Below are 20,116 nucleotides of genomic sequence, written 5' to 3'. Positions count from 1 at the left end.
ACTTAACCTTAACGGCTCAGGCGCGCCGTCCGATCTGCGACGCGAACATCCCGAGCCAAGAGGAATTACGGTTACTGGTACAGCCGGGGACTTGCACCCCGATTCCCCCAAACGCGCAGGAAAACCGCGCATTCGTGCGTCTCCGCACCACCATCTAGGCCATCGATTAAAACCGTCAATATGCTATCACGCAAAAGGGCCTCGCACGCAGGCGAAGCCCAAGGTAAAAGCTATTGTTTGCGAAAGGAAAATGCGGTGACGGTCGCAGCCTCTAGCGCTTGCCGCCGTGGCTGTTGAGCCAGATATTGCGGCCCAGCATAAGCGCCAGCACCAGCGCGCTCACGTAGCCCATAAAGCCAATGACCGGGATACCAAACACAACCGGCTCGATGCGCGCGTAGTACACCACCGACGAACCGATAAACAAGCCGGCGATAACAATAGCCATCGACATGCGGTCGATAATTCCACCCAGCTGTCGCAGCGCCTTATCGCTGCTCATGATCTGCGTGTTCACCTTAAGCTGGCCGCGTGTGAGCATGCGCGAAGCCAAGCCCAGATACTCGGCCGCCTCGAGCGAGCCTTTTGCCGCGCGATAGCTGCTCGCGGCAAGATCGCGGCTCATCTCGCGCATGCGGGCGTAGGTGCTCTTCTCGTTTTTGATGTGCGTCTGGATGATCTGGATCATGTTGACGTTGGGCATGTACTCGGTCAGCAGACCCTCGAGCGTCACCATGCCGCGCGCGAACATCGTCACCACGCTCGGCAGCTCAACGTCGTTTTTGCGCGCCAAGTTTAGCAGCGAGGTCAAAAACTCGCCGATATCCAGATCCTTCAGGTCAAGGCCCGCAAAGTCAGCCACGATAAAGTCAAGATCGGACAAAAAGGCCGAATGATCGAGCTCAGCCGAGTCGCCACGCGTCACGGCGAAGCGCATGAGCGAATCCTTGAGCTTGGGCACGTCACCCTCGGCCACGGCGAAAATCATGTCCTTGACGATACCGCGATCGTGGCTCGACATGCGTCCGACCATGCCCAAGTCGATAAAGTAGACAATGCCGTCCTTGAGGATGATGTTTCCCGCATGCGGGTCAGCATGGAAAAAGCCGTCGTCGAGCACCTGCGTCGAGTAGTCCTCGACGATTGCAGCACCGATCTTTTCCAAGTCATAGCCCTCGGCCACCAAGTGTTCAGGATCGGCGATCGAAATGCCGTCGACGTAGTCCATAACCACCACGTGCTCGGTGCACAGGTCCAGATAGGATTTAGGGCACGTCACGCCATGAACGCTCTTATGGAACTCGTAGAAGTCGTTGAGGTTTTTGGCCTCGGCCAAAAAGTTGGTCTCCTCGCGAAACGAGGTCCACAACTCCTCGACTACGCCGTGCAGGTCAACGAATTGATCGGTGTTGACGAACTTGGAAACAATGCGCACCACCGAGCGGATGATATCGATGTCCTGCGCCATAACCTGCTGCGCACCGGGGCGCTGCACCTTGACGGCTACGTCCTCGCCCGTCACCAGACGAGCGCGGTGCACCTGCGCGAGCGATGCGCTACCAAGCGGATTGGGGTCGATCGCATCGAACATCTCCCCCAGGCGCAGGCCGTATTCCTCTTCCAAGCAGCGGAGCACTACCTCGTACGGCACCGGCTCCACGTCGGAACGCAGACGGCGCAGCTCATCGCAAAAGCGCTGCGGCAGAATCTCGGACCGGTTGGCCAGAATCTGCCCCATCTTGACGAACATGGGGCCGAGCTCCTCGAGCAGGCGGCGCAAGCGAACCGGCGTGAGGTTATCCCACACACGGTACTTTTTGACCAAGCGAACAATCTGCCCGATGCGTTCGCGACGACCCGCCGGCGTGAGCTGGTATTCCTCGTCCGGCGCCATCGCGTCGGGCTCTTCGGGCACCATATCGACAGCGCGCGGCTTTTTGCGAGCGCCCGAGACGGCGGCATCGACCTCATCGACAACCGCCGCCTCGTCACCCAAAGGATCTAGATTGTTGTAATCGGTGGTGGAATCTGCCATCTGCGCTGCTACTCGGCCTCTTCGGTATCCTTCGCATCGTCGGGCTCAACGGACTCGACGGGCACCGAGGTCACGTTGTCCTCGACCGAATCGACGATGTCGCGCACATGGGCTAGGAAGGCCGTGCGCTCAGGGGCGGTCATAACGCGGACGCGGGCAAGGATGAGCTCGTCGAGCACGCGCTGGGCCGCAGTCTCGCCCTGTATGCCCAAGCGCTCGGTCAGATCGGAGATGGTGCCACCGGCCTGCTCGAACATGTCGGACACGCTGCGGGCGATATCGGGGGTGGCGGTGTCCTTGCGGACCTGCTCGCCTTTGGTGTTAAGGTCGTCGAGGACCTTCTTGCCGCCTTCGACAGCAACGGCGGCAGCGCCAAAGCCCACGTTAATGGCGCCGTTAACAAGCTGATCGAGTTTCATAACCATGGTTGTCTCCAATCACAAACAACTGCATTGGCGTTCTTGTACCCAAGATTGAGCGAAAGCGACAAAGCGTTTTAGCGCTATTCGATCGACGGGAAATCCCTACCTCACGTTGTCATTCATCGCGAAAGAGTTCTTCATGGCGCAGCTCGTGGTGTAAAGCACCTTGCCCAGCAGGGCATCGGTCTCCACGCGAACACGCTCGGCAAAGGCCTCGTTGGCGCGTGCAAGCTCGGCAGGCACCTCGACCTCGGGCAGAGCGGCTACGGCAGCGTCGACGTCATGGATCTGCTTGTGGCCCATGCCACCGATCTTCTCCTGATAATCCTCGACCGCGCGGCCGCACTCATGGAAGCGGACGTCAGCCAGCGCGCCGATCAGGCGGTTGGCCCAGTAGAAGTTTTCGGACGTCACGCGAGCCTGCGTGTCGGCATAGTACTCGGGCATAGTCTCGACGTTGGCGTACAGCGGAACCAGCGCGTTAAACGAGTTGGAACCAAAGGCCATCCACTGCACGGCGCGGTAGGCCGGCTGCGCATAGGGGCGCAGCTGCAACACGGCAAGCTGGCTGTTGCGGTTGATGCCGATGGGACGATAGGCGCCGCGCGTGGCGGACGTACCCTTGCTGCCGTAGCAGTCGTACTCCGTGCCCTGGTAGTGGCTCGAAAGCACGTACTTGATGTCCTCGATGGTCACCTTGCGCTCGGGCACGCGGCTCCAGGGGATGTCGTCGCTCTCGGGCGTGTAATCGGCCTCGGGACCGTCCCACACATCGCTGGGGTTGAGGCAGCGCTGCATGTACCAGGCGCGCGGCGTGTTGTAGACGTGGTCGCTGTCACTGTGCGAGCCAAAGGCCTCGCGCGGGTTAAAGACCGCAGCCGGACCGTCGCCCTCGACGCCCAGCGTCAGGTCCAGATGCCACTCGGCCATCCAGGAGCGCAGGTCGGCGGAGCACATGTGGTCGGCCTGGGCGCCCTCGGCGTCATCCAGGTCAAAGCTGTCGATGCCCAGCTGGTTGGGCATGGTCACATAGGCGTCGTCAGGCACGCGCTTGGCGATCCAGTGGTGACCGCCGATGGTCTCGAGCCACCAGATCTCGTCCACGTCGCTAAAGGCGATGCCGTTGTTCTCGTAAGTGCCGTAGCGCTCGAGCAGGTCGCCCAAGATACGCACGCCGTCGCGGGCGGACTTGGCATACGGCAGCACCAGGGTCACCATGTCCTCCTCGCCCAGGCCACCGGGCTGCGCCGGCACATAGCCGTCCTCACCCTCGTTGCCCTTGGCGGGCACGTAGTCCACGAGCGGATCGGCGCCGCGGACGCGCTCGTTGGTGGTAAGCGTCTCGGTTGCGGACATGCCAACATTGAGCTCGTTGAAACCGGCCTCGGCCCAGATACCGTGGCCCGGAACAACATCGGGGACGCTCGTATAGCGCATGGGGTTATCGGGCAGCTCAACGGTCAGGTGGCTCAGGACGCTCGTGTAGACGCGCGGCTGCTCGTCGGGATGCACTACGCGCATGCGCTTGGGCTCAAATACCCCGTTGGACGAGTCCTCGTTACGCGCGACCAGGGTCGACCCGTCGTAGCTTGCGTTTTTACCGACCAGAATCGTTGTGCACGGCATGCGCATCCTCCTTGAGCGAAAAAATCAAACGGCAACAGTGTATCGCTTCGGCGCAGAAAGGGCGAAACCACGGCCTCGGCAGCCCCCGTGGTCAAAAAATGCCAAATATGAGTACTGTCACAAATTTAGTGGCAGCAAATTGCACTGTTCCGGGCGCCGGGAATCCTCACCTGTCCAAAAACTGAGTCTAGTAATTCCCCATACGTCCAATAAAATTGGCTCTTTAACGATATTACTTATCGCTAAAGAGCCAAAATGATCTCAAACATATGTGACTAACTTGGCAACAGTACTCATATTTGGCATTTTTTGACCACGGGGTATCTAACCAACCCCCTAAACAGCCTCCAAACGCCTATTTTACCGCGCGCTCAGCCGCCTCGATCACGTGCTTGGCGAGAATTGCTGTCGTCACGGCACCCACGCCACCCGGCACGGGGGTGATTGCGCCAACAACCGGCTCCGCGGCATCAAAATCGACGTCGCCGACCAGCTTGCCAGCGGCTTCGTCCCAATTAATGCCAACATCGATAATCGCCTGGTCCTCGCGGACCGCATCTGCGCCAATCGTGCGCGCGCGTCCAACGGCGGCAACCACAATGTCGGCAGCACAGCACTCGGCGGCAAGATCGCGCGTATGCGTATGGCACGTCGTCACGGTTGCGTTGCGCGCCGTAAGCATGGCGGCAACGGGGCGGCCAATTACCAGTGAGCGTCCGACCACGGCAACTTTGGCGCCGTCCAGCTCAACGCCGTAATGATCCAGCAAAGCAAGCACGGCTTCAGCTGTGCAGGGGGCAAAACCCTCGCCGCGCCCCAAAAGCGTGGTGAGCAGCGAAGCCGGCGTCATGGAGTCAACGTCCTTGGCGGGATCGAGCGCTGCGGCGACGGCGTTCTCGTCAAGGCCGGCGGGCAGCGGGCGAAACATCAGACAGCCATGAACAGCCGAGTCGGCATTGATGTCCTCGATGGCCGTCAACAGCTCGTCTTGCGAAACACCGGCAGGAAGCAACACGCGACGCGCCTCGATGCCAACCTTTTCGCAGCGTTTAAGGGCGCCGCGCTCGTAGGATAGGTCGTCCTCGCGTTCACCCACACGCACGATAGCAAGCGTCGGAACAACACCGCGTTCGCGCAGCGCAGCGCAGCGGGCAGCGAGCTCCTCAGTCAAAGCGCGGGCGACGGGAGCACCCTTCAGTAGCTCAGCCATGGCTATCCCCTCTTTCTTGCAGCGTCGGAGGCGCGGCGCGCCAGCGCATCGGCGCGCGGCAACCATGTGTCGAGCAACTCATCACACGCCGTCTCGAGCTCCTCGGCGCGTGCGCGATCCTTCATAGACGTGGTGTTCGCAAAGAGCGTCAAGCTCGCGCCCTGCATGGCGGCGCGGCAGAATACGGCGCCGCACGCCACATCGGACAGCAGCTGACGCGAACCCTTGTCGGCCATGTCCTCGAGCAGCGCCAGTGCGCGCCCGCAGGCATCCATAATGCGATACGGCGGCATAGCGGCCACATGCAGCGCATCCTGAATCGCAGCCGGTCGGGCCGGGTCCTCACGCGGAATACCGTACGCAGCGGACACCTGGCCGTACGCACGAACGTCCTCGGCGACCAGACCCACAAGCTCCTGCGCCAACTCGTCTGCCTGGGCAAACGCACGCGTCAGATCGTCTGCGCGATCAGCAAGCGCGGGATTGGTCGCACCGTAGCGGGCAACCATTCCGCACAGCGAGGCGCCCAGCGCGCCCACAAAAGCGCTCGCGCTGCCACCACCGGGAACTGGCTCGCGCGCGGCCAGCGCCTCGGCAAAACCGCGACAGGTTTTATCCATCATCTCTTGGCTCATACGCACACGCACCTTCAAGTCATATATATCGGTCGGGCGACCGACGCCGGCCGACCGCATCGATCACGTAATGGTGCTAAGTCTAGCCCATAAGTACGCGAGCGTCAGCGCACCTGGCCATCGCGGATTTCTATGGCACACGATAGGCCATGCCAACGCAAACATGGGACACATGGCCCACCTTTCGAGACTCCCGAGCAGCACAAGCTGGGGCATATCTATAAGTAAGGAACCCGTTAGTAAGGAACCCGTTGGGGAACGGCCGCGCAACGGCCACAAGCGATGAACGGAGGCATAAGTCGCACAGTACACAGAGACATCCGCCGCCAGCGCAATCAGTACCCCAACAGCATGCGGCGCCGTGATGTCATCAGCAGACAAGGAGGACGCCACCATGATGAAAAAGACCCTATCAATCCTTTCCCTTTGCATCGCCCTCTTTGCCGCGCTCGCCCTTGTGGGCTGCGGCGGGAGCGCATCGGGCGGCGGCAGCGCCCCCAAGAGCGAGAGCAAGGAAAAGGCCCCGTCGCCAAGAAGACCGACTACATCTGGTTTAAGGTCGAGATGCCCGAGGGCGTCGGCGTAAGCGACTCTGCCGGCAAGAATGCCGACAGGGTCCAGCTCACCTTCCCCGAAGACGAGAACGCCTCGGCCGATCGCTTTATCCCCGTTTGGAAAAAAGCGCTGACGGCCGAGGAATCCCACGCCGACCAGGCGGAAAAGAAGGGGGATACGTTCCAGTGGAAGGATGGCGGGTCCGTCGAGTATAACGGCAGGACGTGGCTCGTCGGAACATACGAGGACAACAGCGGCATCTCAACCATGCTTTTTACCGATGTTGAGCCGGGAAGCGTCTACGTCCTCATCTCGAACTTCGACCAGCACAAGAAAGAAGCCGAGGCACTCCTCAACTCCATCGAGTTCCCCGATGACATGGAAGAGGCAGTTTCCGAGGCACGCGAAGTCGAGATTTCGAGCATCGAGATCAAGTAACGGGACACCCGCACGCGCCTACGCGCACCCGCGCACATGCGCCCCATTAAAACAACGGGCGCCCAACCCGGGGAGGGCCGACAGCACCGGCCCTCCCCTCTTTTGGACCCGTGCATATTGCCACTTAACGGCGCAAATCCGGCCCTCAGAATGGGACACATGGCCCACCCTAGCGAGCCGTCCACGCGTACAGTAAAGGCAGGTAATCCATGGGCGGTTACAGATCGAGGAGGACACGACCATGAAAAAGAAGGCCTTTGCGATTCTCACCCTCTGCATCAGTCTCTTTGCCGCGGTTGCCCTGGTGGGCTGCGGTGGCAGCGGCGGCGCTACCGGCAGTGGAGGTGGCGGCGGAGCAGAAAAGCCAGCCGTGGATATGAGGACCGACTTCATTTGGTTTAAGGTCGAGGTCCCCGAGGGCGTCGAGATCACCGACGTCGCAGGCGACACCGCCGACAGGGCCCAGTTTAAGTTCACCGAGAGCGAGCACGCCAGCGATCGCTTCATCCCCGTCTTCGACTCTGACAAGAACGCCGATGAACTGTTCGACTACGAGGCAAAGTGGAATGCCAGCTTTGAGTGGACCGAGAATGACCCCGTCAAGTACAACGGCAAGACTTGGCGCAACGCTTCCTATACACACTCGGGCGGCGTAACGACCGAATACTTCACCGACGTTGACGGCGGCAGTGTGTATGTGCGTATCGACAACGTCGAGGAGCACAAGGACGCCGTCGAGACCATGATGAAGTCTCTGGAATTTGCCGACGACATCGCCGAGGCCAAGACCGAGGCCATGGACGTCAAGCTCGACGATATCGAGATCAAGCGCTAAGCGACTGGCGAGCGCAACGGGAAACACGGTCGCAGTGCAAACAAGCGACGGTACCCCAGCGCTTCGTACCCAGGGAGGGCCGGTAAACCGACCCTCCCTTTCTTATGCCTGTAGCCGACGAACGCGAGGATGCCGGACGCCGGAACCGCCCCAAATGTGGCAACAGTACGAAAACGACAAACACCCCAACACGTCCGCCCACCGATTTATTGCGCCGCGCAGACAATTAAACCAGCATCTTTAAACATCTGGGCAGTATAGTGACCAAAACTATCGCATAACCGCACTCTGCGAATGGAGAAGTTATGACCGAACACCATGCCATCAGCCGCCGAGCGTTTACGCTGGGCCTAGGGCTTGCGGCGTTGTCACCACTTGCAAGCCTGCCCGAAACCGCAGCGCCGGGCATTCCCCTGCGAGCGGCATTTGCAGACAACACACCCGCACCGTCGGACAGCCTCCACAATTTCGTCATTCGCCTTCGCCCCGCGGGCTATTTTCGCACCGCGAGCGTCAACCAAGACGGCAACGTTCGCGGCAACGTCTGTCACCTGTTTAACGACGGCACGTCCAGCAAGCTCATCCTTGAGAACGTAACGACCAAGAATGACGATACAAACTGGTACGCCATCCGCACCTTGCTCAATTTCGAAGAGCATAAAAAGACGGGCTACAGCATTTGGTCGGTCGACGACGACTCGGACAAAGATGGAAAGGTCATCCACGTATGGGGCGGCGAGTATGACAACAAGCCCAGCCGCGCTTTTGCGTTCGAGCGTCAATCAAACGGAACCTACATCATCCGAGACCGCACGGTCGAGAAAGAAACCGAGAAAAAAGACATTAAGTACCTGGCAATAGAATCGAACGGCAAAGACCAGGACAACAATAAGATCTGCCATAAGAGTAAGAGCATTCCGTGGGAGCTCGAACTTATCGGTTACGACATGAAAAAGAACGATGCCACGGTTAGCAGCCTCGACTGGATCACGTACAGCAGCTACGTCGACGGACCATGTTGGATGAAATACGTCGACGACAACAAGTTCCTCGACGAGCTGAGCATCCCGGGTACGCACGATTCGGGCACCTGCAGCGTGGACAACGACACTGAGCCCCAATCCTCGCAAGTAAAATGCCAGCAGGATTACATTCCCACGCAGTTGCTCGAAGGCATTCGCTATTTCGATATCCGGCTCGGAAAGGGCGATGACCCCGGCATCGACCACGGGATTTTCTACCTACTCAAAAAAGACGGGAACTATCTGCATCTCTCCGATGTCATAGGCTACTTCAAAACGTTTTTGAACGAAAACCCGACAGAAGCGCTCATCATGCTTGTATCACGAGGCAACGACGAGGCTACCGACGAAAGTGTTACGACGGCTTTCGCCAAGGTTTTGGACGACAACCCCAAACTGTTCTATACGTCGAGCCGCGTTCCCACACTGGGCGAGGTGCGCGGAAAGATCGTCCTGCTACGTCGATTTGGACTCGACGGCGACAGCGTAAGCGGCCACACGTGGGGACTCGACCTCACCGAATGGGATAACAAAATCGCAGTGCACACCGACAGCAGTTCCATGTGTCTCGTCCAAGACGCGCGGGGCTTTGAAGCCGCGGGGGAAACAGGCGACAAAGAGCCCTATTGCACCAAGGTATACGCCCAGGACAAGTACAAACTCACGGGAACCGACAAGCTCAGCTGGGTCGATAATGCGCTGAAGGAAACGACCGGGCGCACGCGCAACGAGGTAGATGTCGAGGACGATAACGGGGCCAAGGAGAAAGTCCTGGAGCGTTGCTGGTCTATCAACTACACCAGCTGCACGGGCTTGTCGCACGGAGGCAATCCTTTTACCTCGGCACGAGTAGTCAACGAGCATCTGTATAAGAGCCCGTACATCAATCCCAGCGGCATCGAGGATACAAAGTCAGATTACCTCAAGCACATTGGCATCATCGCATCCGACTTTGTTGATGCGGCGCTGGCCCGGAGCATCTACCAGCGCAATTACAATTACGATACGAAGCACACGCAGTCGGCTTCGTGCTGCCTCCCGACCCGCATGCGCATGACGTACGGCGACTCGCTGAGCGATGCCTCGCTCCAGGATGGCAAGACCGTTGGCGAGGGCCATTTCCGCCTTGTCGACAGCAGCAACGTACTCAACGTGGCGGCTTCGGGCCATGCGTTTACCATCGAATACGTGGATGTCGACGCCTTGGGCAACGAGACCGTTACGGGGCTGCAGGGATCCGTGCCCATCGATATCGATCCGCGCGCACTGACACCCCACTTTGAGGGGCTCGAAGGCCTTAAGGCCGGCGAGGATGTGCGCACAAAGGTCGCGGCGCTGCTCGAGGGCAAACTCGAAAACGATGCCTGCACGGCTCAGCTCGAGTTTGTGCACGACGCGGACGGCGCTCCGGGCACGGCAATGGTCGAGGGCGAGGCATTTACCGCGGGAACGTACTGGGTGCGCGCGAACGGTCTTTTGGGCGACGCGGCGCAAAACTACAAGCTTGCTAATGACGGAGCCGCGAGCTTTACCGTAGCGGCCTCGAGCAGTGCAGGCGGCACCGGCACCGACGGTGGCACGGGTTCCAACGCAGGCAGCGCTGATAAGAACGGTAAGGGCAACAAGGGCAAGAACTCGGGCGGAAAACTCGCCGACACGGGCGACGGCTCCGGCATTGCCGCCGGGCTCGCTGCCGCCGCCGTAGCGACAACGGTCGCCGGCGCGGCAATGCTTGCCAACGACCGCGAAAACGCTGGGGACGGTAGCGAATAGGCAAGCCGGCCTTTTAGACACATCGACTCAATGGGGGGCGCAGGACACCGTTCTGTGCCCCCGATTTTTACCTTGGCCCAAACGCCGCCATAGGCTACATCACCATGTTCAGCGCGTTAACAAACTCCTGGGCCTTCGCACGGCTGCTCAGGCTAAAAACACAAGCAGTCAACAGCCTGTTACGCAGAAAAACATCGCGGCCCTTGATCCTGTTGACCCCCGTAATGTCCTTAAGATAGACAATCTCGGTGTGCTTGCCACCAAAAGTGCCCTTCTTGAGCACCTCAATACGGTTGGGGTAGATCTTGACGTCTTTATACCTACCCGAACCTTTGTCCTGGAATAGCAGCGTGTTATTGTCCATACGCGTCACTCCCGTGGGATTCGCTAAAACTGCCTCTATGGTCACATTTTAGTCACCGCAAGGCCCCATGCGAAGATGTCAGACAGCACAGCAATTCGTGTCCGCGCGAGGCTTTAAACTAAATGCGATAAAGACGCATTCCACAAAAGGAAAGTGGGGCGACAGTGATGGGCGAACTGGTAAACCGTGGAGAATCGGCAATCGTGCCCGAAGGTTTTTACAAGCAGGTCTCCTCGATTCTCAACGCCGCTCGCGACAAGGCCTATACCGCCGTTAACTTTGCGATGGTTGAGGCATATTGGGAGATCGGCAAGAGTATTGTTGATGAACAGGGCGGAGAGGGGCGCGCCAAGTATGGCGATGCACTGATCGACGAACTTGCCGTTAGATTGACTAAGGATTTTGGCAGAGGCTTCAACGCCAGAAGCTTAAGATACATGCGTCAGTTTTATCTTGCGTTCCCAATCCGGAACGCGCTGCGTTCCGAATTGAATTGGACACATTACCGCAGGTTATCGCGTATAACCGACCCTGATGCTCGAACATGGTACATGAACGAATGCGCCGATTCTCGTTGGAGCACGCGTCAGCTCGAACGCCAGATCAACACCATGTTCCGCGAGCGCCTACTTGCCAGCAAGGACAAGGAGGCCGTCACCCAGGAAATCCAAAAGAGCGCCCCGGCTCGTCGCCCCGAGGATATCATCCGCGACCCATATGTACTGGAGTTTTTAGGTTTCTCGGACGATACTGCGTTTCGCGAGAGCGATCTAGAGCAGGCGCTCATCACGCATCTTCAGAAGTTCCTGCTGGAGCTTGGCCGTGGTTTCGCTTTCGAGGCGCGCCAAAAGCGCATCACCTTTGATGGGCGCCATTTCTATATTGACCTTGTTTTTTACAACTATCTGATGCGCTGCTTCGTGCTCATCGACCTTAAGACGGACGACCTTACGCATCAGGACCTGGGCCAGATGCAAATGTATGTGAACTACTACACGCGCGAGCTCATGAACGAAGGCGACAATCCGCCCATAGGCATCGTGCTCTGCGCGGACAAAAGCGATTCGATTGTCGAGTACACGCTGCCCGAAGACAACGACCAAGTGTTTACCGCCAAATACCTGCCGTATCTTCCAAGCAAGGAAGAGCTGGCGCGCGAGCTGAGTGCCGAGTACCGCGCCATCAACGAAGCGACTAATGGCGAAACGCAAGGGTAGCAGCACGTTGCGACCGAAGCCACCGCAGCCGTCGCAGGCGCACTCGCGGTTGCGACGCACGCTACGAAACAATACCGGTCATGGACGCCGGCAACGACATTCTAGCCGTGGCTGGCGAGCGTGACCTGACAGGCAAAGACGCGGCCTTCGTCTGATGTGGGTCCATTGGCTGCCACAGAAAAGGGCCGGTTGCAGCCGGCCCTTTAGACGATAATACCTGCGTTGCCCGCGCTTCCGAAGTGTGACTAGCTGAGGAGCGGGTTCCGCGGCACAACCTGATTTTACCCAGTGAGGAGGCTCTTTTGCAGCCGCTCCACTGTTTATTTACATCTGGCACCCTCAAACAATCAGACGGCAGCCCGCACTCCTGAGAGCTGCCCCGCACCCCCGGCCATCACCTTACGGCAACAACCGGTGCTACTCCCCTACTTCCCAAATAGCGCACCCAGCAGACCGCGGCGTTTGGGCTTCTCCTCTCGGTAGGAACCCTCGACGGCGGCTGCAACCTGGCGCGGTTGCTCGCCGCCTCCACGGCGCACGATCTGGTACAGGAAGGGCGATTTAACGTATTTGACCTCGAAGGGCGTGGCGTGCACGGTGCTCTCACCGGACAGATGCAGGCTCGGGCTGAGCGGCGCCACGATATGCGTTTCGCGCTTGTCGCTAAACACCACCGCGGCCGCGCGGCCCGTCTGGCCGTTTACGGCAATGCGCACCTGCTCGCCATCGCGGCCGTCTGTCGCCGGACGATCGACAAAGTAGACCGGCACCATCACCAGGCCGTCCTTATGTTTGCGGGCCTTGCGCGCCCACATGCGAATGCTCTTTTTATTGAGCCCCAGTACAGCCTCGGCGTCGTTGCCCGCAACGTCGAGCGCCAACTTATCAATGACCACCTGGTCCTTGGTAGACGCATCGACTGAGACAACGCGAAAGTCACCTTCCTGCATGGCGGGATCGAACGGACCGACCTTGGCAAAGTCCCACGGCTCCAAAATGCCCATGAGGCGAACGTCCAGGTAGTTTGCCCTGGGGTATGCCCAGTCGAGCACCTCGTAGTACACCAAGGCCTCCTTGCTCAGGCCCTTGCCCGGGAAGCTCGCCATCATGCGCAAGTCCGCCAGCGCCATGGGGAAATAGAAGAGCATCATGTCGTTTTGGATCGCGTCTTCCACGTCGTGCCCGGCAAAGGCATCCGGATACTGGCGCACCAGCTGCAGCGCGTTGGCACGTGCCTGCTGCGGCGAGATTTCGCAGGGAATACCCTGCTCGGGCACATACTCCGCACCAACGCCCATGGTCAGGCGCTTGCTAAACGTCCCTGGCTTGAGCAGGTCCGCAATGCCGATCTTATTGCCGCAGGACGGGCACTCAAACACACGCTGCGTTGACTCGCCCTCAAAGGACGCTCCGCAGAAGGGGCAAGGAATGCTCACATGCGTGGCCTCTTGGAACTCCTGCGCCGTGCCGCGATCCTCCCACAGCAGATGTTCCAGGACCGACTGATTGCGCCAGTGCGCATTGAAGAAATACCAGTCCGGGTCCTGCGGGCGCTCGAGTTGCGACACATGCGTGAGTTTGAGCAGTCCATCCACCACCGTCAACGGCGTATGGCGAATACCCAAAGCGCTCTTGGGCTCTCCGGCGTCCGCCTGCCACGGAACCACCGTGCCGCAATAGGCGCACTCAAAGCTGCGCTTAGCCTGGTGCGAGTACATAGGGCCGCCGCAGTTTTGACATTTTATGGCAAACATCTCGTCCATGGAAACGTCCTCCTTTGCACAGGGGCTGTCGACATTAAGTATGTCGAGCAAGCAGGCACATGCCCATACCCATGTGGCCCAAAATGGACCACCCAGGCAGACGAGAAGGCTCGTTCGTTAGCACCGGCAGACTATTGCTGCATTTTCTGAGCATCGGCGCACGGCGCCCCCGTGCGAGCTACACTATCCCCTTAAACATGATTGTGAGGACGACCGCTATGCTATTTGTAAATCGGCTGGTACATACGCTTGTTCCCGGCAGCGAGAGCGAGCCGGTCGATGCATCTTGCCGCACCAACGCGGGCTTTTCCGCAAGCCTCGTCTGCATTGGCCTCAACATCACCCTGTGCCTGGCCAAGGGCATCGCGGGTCTGCTCGCCGGCTCCGTCTCCCTCATCGCCGACGCTTTCAACAACCTCTCCGATGCCTCGAGCAACATTGTGAGCCTGCTCGGTTTCCGCCTTGCCAGCCGCCCGGCAGACGAAGGCCACCCCTATGGTCACGGCCGCTACGAGTACCTAGCCGGCCTGTTCGTCGCCGTCCTGGTTTGCGCCGTCGGCATCAACCTGATTCTCGAGTCGGTCACCAAGATCATCAAGCCCTCGCCCACCGCTTACACGTTTATTTCCCTTGCGGCACTGGCTACGTCCATGCTCGTTAAGCTCTGGATGGCAGCGTTCAACCGCACGCTGGGCAACCGCATCGATTCCGAGACACTCATCGCCACGGCGCAGGACTCCAAAAACGACGTCATCACCTCGGGCTCGGTCTTAGCGGCGGCGCTTATTTCGCAAGCGACAGGCTTTGACCTCGACGGCTGGGCGGGCCTGGGCGTGGGCATCTTCATTTGCATCAGCGGCATGGGCCTGGTGCGCGACGCCATCAGCCCGTTGCTGGGGCAAGCGCCCGACCCCAAGCTCGTCCAGGCAATCCGCGACAAGATCATGTCCTATCCGCAGGTCCTGGGCACACACGACCTCATGGTGCACGACTACGGCCCCGGCCGTCAGTTTGCCAGCGCACACGTGGAAATGCCCGGCGAGGGCGATGCCTTTGAGCACCACGAGATTCTGGACACCATCGAACACGATATCAAGCATCAGATGGGCATCGGTATCACGCTACACTGCGACCCCATCGCCACCACCGGCGACGACCTGCGCGGCTGGGTCAAGCGCGGCATCATGCAGATCGATCCTGCGCTCTCCATCCACGACCTGCACGAGCACGATGGCTTTGTGTCATTTGACCTTGTGCGTCCCGACGGCTTTGACATATCCGACGAGGAGCTGCTGGGGCTCGTCACGCGCATCGTGCACGAGCGCCGACCCGATGCCTCATGCGTCGTTACGTTTGACTCGGGCTTTAGCTCGCCCGACCGTCCGGCCGAGCAGCTGTAGCCCACTTAACAGCTAGTTTCCCTGCGCGCCCGAGATGCCGTTTTGTAGGGCGTTCCAGGCATCCGTCGCCATGTCGCCCAAGTTCTGCGCGGTATCGCCCAGATTTTGTGCCGTATCGCCCAGCTCTTGCGCCTTGTCTCCCAACTCCTGCGCCTTGTTGCTCAAGTCCTCCAGCGTATTGGAGCTCGAGCTGTCGGTACCGCTTTGGCCGTCGGACGAGTTGCCCGAACTGTTCTTGTGCGTGAGTTGAATTTCGAGGTTGCCGTTGTCGTTATAGTAGGCAGAAGTAACGACCCAGTTGGCATCGACGACGGGCGTTGAGCCATCATCAGTCAGGACCACGGCATTCGAAAGATCGGCGCCGCGCGACTTGAGGATCTTCTTGGCGTTGGACCAGTACTGCCCCGGGATATCACTCAGATCGACGGTGCTAGACGAGGCGGACTCGGTTTGCTCGGCAGCGGTATCGGCCGTTGAACTCCCTCGCTTGTTGAGCATGCCCGACACGATGGCAAACACAACCGACAGCGCAAAGAAGATCGCCAGCACGATGAGGATCTTCTTAATCACGCTCGACGAACGCGACGGCGTCTCTTCCTCGTCCTCGCCATATTGCGGAATCGACTTGGGGTACTCGCGATACGGCTCGCGCGACTCGTAGCGAGGCTGCGCCGTGCGAGGCATATACGTCGTCTGCTGAGGCTGCGGAATGGGATTCTGCGGCAGGTCATCATAGGGATTCGGCGTCGAGGCGGCATAAGAATCCTGCGGCGCGTAATCAAACGGGTCTGCCGCCGCGTTGCCATAGGGGCTTTGCAAAGATGCAGCGTAAGGGTCCTGCGCCGCGTCGCCATAGCCCATAACTCGTGTGGGCTCGGCAGAAGGCTGCGTCGCGGCGGGGTCGACATAACCGGGGTTGGGAACAACGCGGGTCGCATCGGCGCTATCGCCAGCCTGCGCGGAACCGCAGCCGCCCATCACGGTTGTCTTGTCCTGATCCATGCAACGATTCCTTTCCGTCGCCTGTAAGCATCAAGTTATCCATGCATTCTACCAGCGCAAAAGCCTATGATGGGCAGAGTCCGTCGGTATCTACAAGACATGCGCGGGCCTAAGGATCAAAAAGCCCCGCCGGGCCTTGGTAGGCGCGACGGGGCGGGCAAGCGGCTATGAGCAGCGAGCTTAGAACAGGCCGGTGATGTTGCCGTCGTTGTCGACGTCGATGTTCTCGGCCGCAGGGACCTTGGGCAGGCCCGGCATGGTCAGAACACTGCCAGTCAGTGCGACCACAAAGTGGGCGCCGGCGGAAACCTTGAGCTCACGCACCGTGATGCGGAAGTTCTCGGGAGCGCCCAGGGCCTTGGCGTTGTCGCTAAAGCTGTACTGCGTCTTGGCCACGCATACCGGCAGGTTGCCAAAGCCGTTCTCGCGCAGCTCGGCAAGCTGACGCTTGGCGGCCGGCGTAAAGTCAACGCCGTCGGCGCGGTAGACCTTGGTGGCAACGGCCTCGAGGGCATCAGCGACATCAGCGCCGTCCTCATAGGCAAACTTGAGCTCGCTCGGCTGCTCAATCAGACGCATGACCTCATCGGCAAGCTCGAGCGCGCCCTCGCCGCCCTTGGCCCAGACCTCGGAAAGCTTAACGTTGACGCCGAGCTTCTGGCACTCGGACTCGATGAGAGCAAGCTCGGCCTCGGCGTCCGTCGGGAAGCGATTGATGGCGACCACGCAGGGCAGACCATATACGTTCTGGATGTTGTCGACGTGACGCAACAGGTTGGGCATGCCAGCCTTGAGTGCCTCGAGGTTCTCCTCGTTGAGATCGGCCTTGGCGACGCCACCGTTGTACTTAAGCGCACGAGCGGTAGCGACGATCACGACGGCGCTGGGGCGAACGCCCGTCATGCGGCACTTGATATCGAGGAACTTCTCGGCACCCAGGTCGGCGCCAAAGCCGGCCTCGGTAATGGCAACATCGCCAAAGCGCATCGCCATACGCGTGGCCATGATAGAGTTGCAGCCGTGGGCAATGTTGGCGAAGGGACCGCCGTGGACAAACGCGGGCGTGCCCTCGAGCGTTTGCACCAGATTGGGCTTGAGCGCGTCCTTAAGCAACGCGGCCATGGCACCCTGGGCCTTGAGGTCGCGGGCACGGACGGGCTCGCCGGCATAGCTGTAGCCGACAACGATCTCGCCCAAGCGCTCCTTAAGATCGTTGATGCTCGTGGACAGGCACAGGATTGCCATGACCTCGGAGGCGACGGTGATATCGAAGCCGTCCTCGCGCGGCACGCCCTGGGCCTTACCGCCAATGCCGTCGATGACGTGGCGCAGCTGACGGTCGTTCATATCGACGGCGCGCTTCCAAGTGATGCGCTTAACGTCAATACCGAGCTGGTTGCCCTGCTGAATATGGTTGTCGAGCATGGCGGCCAGCAGGTTGTTGGCAGCACCGATGGCATGGAAGTCGCCGGTAAAGTGCAGGTTGATGTCCTCCATGGGAATGACCTGGGCCCAACCGCCGCCAGCGGCACCGCCCTTGACGCCAAAGACGGGACCGAGCGAAGGCTCACGCAGGGCCACGGCGCTCTTGATACCGCGACGACGCAGGCCATCGGCCAGACCGATGGTCGTGGTGGTCTTGCCCTCGCCCGCGGGCGTTGGGTTGATAGCGGTCACGAGGACGAGCTTGGCTTGGTGATCAGTCGGCTCGTTGAGCAGTGAATAGTCGACCTTAGCCTTGTCGAAGCCGTACGGAATAAGGTACTTAACGTCGACGCCGGCGTTCTTGGCCACCTCGGTAATAGGCAGCGGCGTGACAGAACGTGCGATTTCGATGTCAGTAGGCATGGGCGGTCCTTTCGTTACCGAATGAGAAAAAGACCAATTCAGCATAGCACGGGCGCGCAATAGTAAAACGCCCATAACCGATGAACGGCGATATGTTTACCCGATGCCCAGCGATAGTCCAACAGCCCGCCAAAACAAAACGCCCTAAACGGTAGGTTCAATCCCCAGGTGCTCAAAGGTGCGGAGGGTTGCCTGACGGCCCTGCGGCGTACGAATCATCAATCCGCACTGCAGCAAATAGGGCTCATAGACATCCTCGAGCGTGCCCGGGTCCTCGCCCACCGCGCTGGCAAGGGTCGTAAGTCCCACGGCGCGACCGGAGAACGTCTTGGCGAGCGTCTCCAAAATGCGAATATCCATCCAGTCCAGACCGAGCTCGTCGATCTCGAAGAACTCGAGCGCCTGGCGACAGATATCGAGCTCGATGGGGCCGTTGCCGCGCACCTGTGCGTAATCGCGCACGCGCTTGAGCAGACGGTTGGCAAGACGTGGCGTGCCGCGCGAACGCGAGCCGATCTCGAGTGCACTGGGATGGTCGATCGTCACGCCCAGGATAGTCGCCGAGCGCGTCACAATCTGCGCGAGCTCCTCGACCGTGTAGTAATCCAGGCGATATGAAATGCCAAAGCGGTCGCGCAACGGGCCGGTCAACATGCCTGAGCGGGTCGTTGCCGCCACCAGCGTAAACTTGGGGATATCCAGGCGAATCGAGCGCGCCGCCGGACCCTTGCCAATCACGATATCGAGGGCAAAGTCCTCCATCGCGGGGTACAGGACCTCCTCGACCGAACGGTTGAGGCGGTGGATCTCGTCGATAAACAGCACATCGCCCGGCTGCAAGTTAGTAAGGATGGCCGCCAGGTCGCCCGTGCGCGCGATGGCAGGGCCACTCGTGGTCTTGATCTGAGCGCCCAGCTCGTTGGCGATAACGGTGGCCAGCGTGGTCTTGCCCAGGCCCGGAGGACCCGAGAAGATCACGTGGTCGAGCGTCTCGCCACGGCTCTGCGCCGCTTCGATCAACACGCGCAGGCTCTGCTTGATGTGCTCCTGGCCGCAGTAATCGTCCAGGCGCTGAGGGCGCAAAGTGCGGTCGACATCGAGATCCTCGGCCGTCAGCTCCGAGCCCACCATGCGCTCGCCGTGCGCCATGGATGCCGCCGGCGAGTTACCGGGCGTCGCCCACAAGTCCTGAGAGTCATCGGCTTCCCACATCACGCATCCATTCCGAGTCGCTTAAGCGCCGCGCCGAGCAGATCCTCGACACGCATATTCTGCCCATCATACCCGCTCAGGGCAACATCGGTCTCCTGCGGGCTAAAGCCCATGGAAAGGAGCGCCGCACGGGCATCATCGATCACCGAGGGAGCGGCAGCGGGCACGGGCATCGCAACCTGTCCGGAAATCACGTCGACCGGCACAAAGCCCTTATCCTTGGCAAAGGTGCTCTTGAGTTCCAGGATCAGGCGCTGAGCTGTCTTTTTGCCCACACCGGGTACCTTGGCCATGCCCTTGTCGTCCTCGGCCATCACCAGCGAATACAGCTGCCCCACGGTATAGGTGGAAAGCACGGCGAGCGCCAGGCGCGGGCCAACGCCCGAAACGGACACGAGCCGGTCGAACATCGTGCGCTCATCCTTTGAGGAAAAACCGAAAAGTGTCATGGCGTCCTCGCGCACCTGCATACGCGTGTAGAGGCGGACCTCGCCGCCGGGCGTCGGCAACGTGGCCGCAGTGCTGCCCGAGATGCCGAGCTCAAAGCCAACGCCCGACACATCGACGACAGCCGAGCTCATCGTGGCCTCGACAAGCGTTCCGTGGAGCTGGGAGATCATCAGTATCCGGTTCCTCTCTGTTGATAGAACTCGCCACCGGTGAGGGCGCGGGTGCGGCTGAGGTTTACGTGGCAGATGGCGCAGGCCAGGGCATCGGCGGCATGGTCGGGATGCGGGTCGTGGTCGAGCTGTGTTAGAG

16 protein-coding genes are annotated in these 20,116 nt (G+C 60.0%); 5 read left to right on the top strand and 11 right to left on the bottom strand.

Translation table 11 applies throughout. The annotated features are described in order from the left end of the window. Positions 1 to 271: 271 nt before the first annotated feature. From ABHR76_RS05220 to ABHR76_RS05200, 5 genes are all read right to left on the bottom strand, one after another. Positions 272 to 2,035, bottom strand: coding sequence for an ABC1 kinase family protein (locus tag ABHR76_RS05220; protein WP_138112904.1), 1,764 nt, complete (start codon positions 2,033 to 2,035; stop codon positions 272 to 274). An 8-nt stretch (positions 2,036 to 2,043) separates the two neighbouring features. Beyond that, positions 2,044 to 2,460: a hypothetical protein gene (locus tag ABHR76_RS05215; protein WP_022095127.1), complete on the bottom strand. Its 417-nt coding sequence runs from the start codon at positions 2,458 to 2,460 to the stop codon at positions 2,044 to 2,046. A gap of 99 nt (positions 2,461 to 2,559) precedes the next feature. Further along, a complete protein-coding gene (locus tag ABHR76_RS05210; protein WP_346976981.1) occupies positions 2,560 to 4,083 on the bottom strand; it encodes a C69 family dipeptidase in 1,524 nt (507 codons plus the stop codon). Positions 4,084 to 4,438: 355 nt separating this feature from the next. Further along, positions 4,439 to 5,293: a bifunctional 5,10-methylenetetrahydrofolate dehydrogenase/5,10-methenyltetrahydrofolate cyclohydrolase gene (locus ABHR76_RS05205; RefSeq protein ID WP_346976980.1), complete on the bottom strand. Its 855-nt coding sequence runs from the start codon at positions 5,291 to 5,293 to the stop codon at positions 4,439 to 4,441. A gap of 2 nt (positions 5,294 to 5,295) precedes the next feature. Beyond that, positions 5,296 to 5,928, bottom strand: coding sequence for a cyclodeaminase/cyclohydrolase family protein (locus ABHR76_RS05200; protein ID WP_161159940.1), 633 nt, complete (start codon positions 5,926 to 5,928; stop codon positions 5,296 to 5,298). Positions 5,929 to 6,492: 564 nt separating this feature from the next. On the opposite strand from ABHR76_RS05200, the gene ABHR76_RS05195 reads away from it, so the two are divergent. The 3 genes from ABHR76_RS05195 (at position 6,493) to ABHR76_RS05185 (ending at position 10,551) form a co-directional block, all read left to right on the top strand. Then, on the top strand, positions 6,493 to 6,921 hold the full coding sequence (locus tag ABHR76_RS05195; protein ID WP_346976979.1) for a hypothetical protein: 429 nt from the start codon (positions 6,493 to 6,495) through the stop codon (positions 6,919 to 6,921). 241 nt (positions 6,922 to 7,162) lie between these two features. Continuing rightward, positions 7,163 to 7,756, top strand: a complete 594-nt coding sequence (locus ABHR76_RS05190; protein ID WP_138112914.1) for a hypothetical protein — start codon at positions 7,163 to 7,165, stop codon at positions 7,754 to 7,756. 305 nt (positions 7,757 to 8,061) lie between these two features. Next, on the top strand, positions 8,062 to 10,551 hold the full coding sequence (locus tag ABHR76_RS05185) for a phosphatidylinositol-specific phospholipase C (RefSeq protein WP_346976978.1): 2,490 nt from the start codon (positions 8,062 to 8,064) through the stop codon (positions 10,549 to 10,551). Positions 10,552 to 10,645: 94 nt separating this feature from the next. On the opposite strand, the gene ABHR76_RS05180 is transcribed toward ABHR76_RS05185, so the two are convergent. Beyond that, complete coding sequence (locus ABHR76_RS05180; RefSeq protein ID WP_138112918.1) at positions 10,646 to 10,915, bottom strand: hypothetical protein; 270 nt, start codon at positions 10,913 to 10,915, stop codon at positions 10,646 to 10,648. A gap of 167 nt (positions 10,916 to 11,082) precedes the next feature. Here ABHR76_RS05180 and ABHR76_RS05175 point away from each other — a divergent pair, with 167 nt between their 5' ends. Next, positions 11,083 to 12,132, top strand: coding sequence for a PDDEXK nuclease domain-containing protein (locus ABHR76_RS05175; RefSeq protein WP_138374824.1), 1,050 nt, complete (start codon positions 11,083 to 11,085; stop codon positions 12,130 to 12,132). A gap of 425 nt (positions 12,133 to 12,557) precedes the next feature. Here the strand turns inward: ABHR76_RS05175 and ABHR76_RS05170 are convergent, their stop codons facing one another. Further along, a complete protein-coding gene (locus ABHR76_RS05170) occupies positions 12,558 to 13,895 on the bottom strand; it encodes a TFIIB-type zinc ribbon-containing protein (RefSeq protein ID WP_138112920.1) in 1,338 nt (445 codons plus the stop codon). 218 nt (positions 13,896 to 14,113) lie between these two features. Between ABHR76_RS05170 and ABHR76_RS05165 the strand changes: the two genes are divergently transcribed. Next, on the top strand, positions 14,114 to 15,295 hold the full coding sequence (locus tag ABHR76_RS05165) for a cation diffusion facilitator family transporter (protein WP_138112922.1): 1,182 nt from the start codon (positions 14,114 to 14,116) through the stop codon (positions 15,293 to 15,295). A 12-nt stretch (positions 15,296 to 15,307) separates the two neighbouring features. On the opposite strand, the gene ABHR76_RS05160 is transcribed toward ABHR76_RS05165, so the two are convergent. The 4 genes from ABHR76_RS05160 to ruvA all read right to left on the bottom strand — a co-directional run bounded on the left by ABHR76_RS05160 (position 15,308) and on the right by ruvA (position 19,977). Then, the gene (locus ABHR76_RS05160) at positions 15,308 to 16,297 is read right to left on the bottom strand and encodes a hypothetical protein (RefSeq protein ID WP_138112924.1); all 990 of its coding nucleotides are present in this window, start codon (positions 16,295 to 16,297) and stop codon (positions 15,308 to 15,310) included. Positions 16,298 to 16,477: 180 nt separating this feature from the next. Next, the gene (locus ABHR76_RS05155) at positions 16,478 to 18,145 is read right to left on the bottom strand and encodes a formate--tetrahydrofolate ligase (RefSeq protein ID WP_346976977.1); all 1,668 of its coding nucleotides are present in this window, start codon (positions 18,143 to 18,145) and stop codon (positions 16,478 to 16,480) included. Between the two features lie 144 nt (positions 18,146 to 18,289). Further along, complete coding sequence (gene ruvB / locus ABHR76_RS05150) at positions 18,290 to 19,357, bottom strand: Holliday junction branch migration DNA helicase RuvB (RefSeq protein ID WP_022095140.1); 1,068 nt, start codon at positions 19,355 to 19,357, stop codon at positions 18,290 to 18,292. Further along, positions 19,357 to 19,977 (bottom strand): Holliday junction branch migration protein RuvA, encoded by a 621-nt coding sequence (gene ruvA / locus ABHR76_RS05145; protein ID WP_138112928.1) that lies wholly within the window; start codon positions 19,975 to 19,977, stop codon positions 19,357 to 19,359. The genes ruvB and ruvA overlap by 1 nt, the downstream gene beginning before the upstream one ends. Between the last annotated feature and the right edge of the window lie 139 nt (positions 19,978 to 20,116).

Source organism: Collinsella aerofaciens (assembly GCF_039752985.1).
In the GTDB taxonomy this organism is placed as follows: Bacteria; Actinomycetota; Coriobacteriia; order Coriobacteriales; family Coriobacteriaceae; genus Collinsella; species Collinsella aerofaciens_BT.
This window is presented reverse-complemented; position numbering and strand designations above follow the sequence as displayed.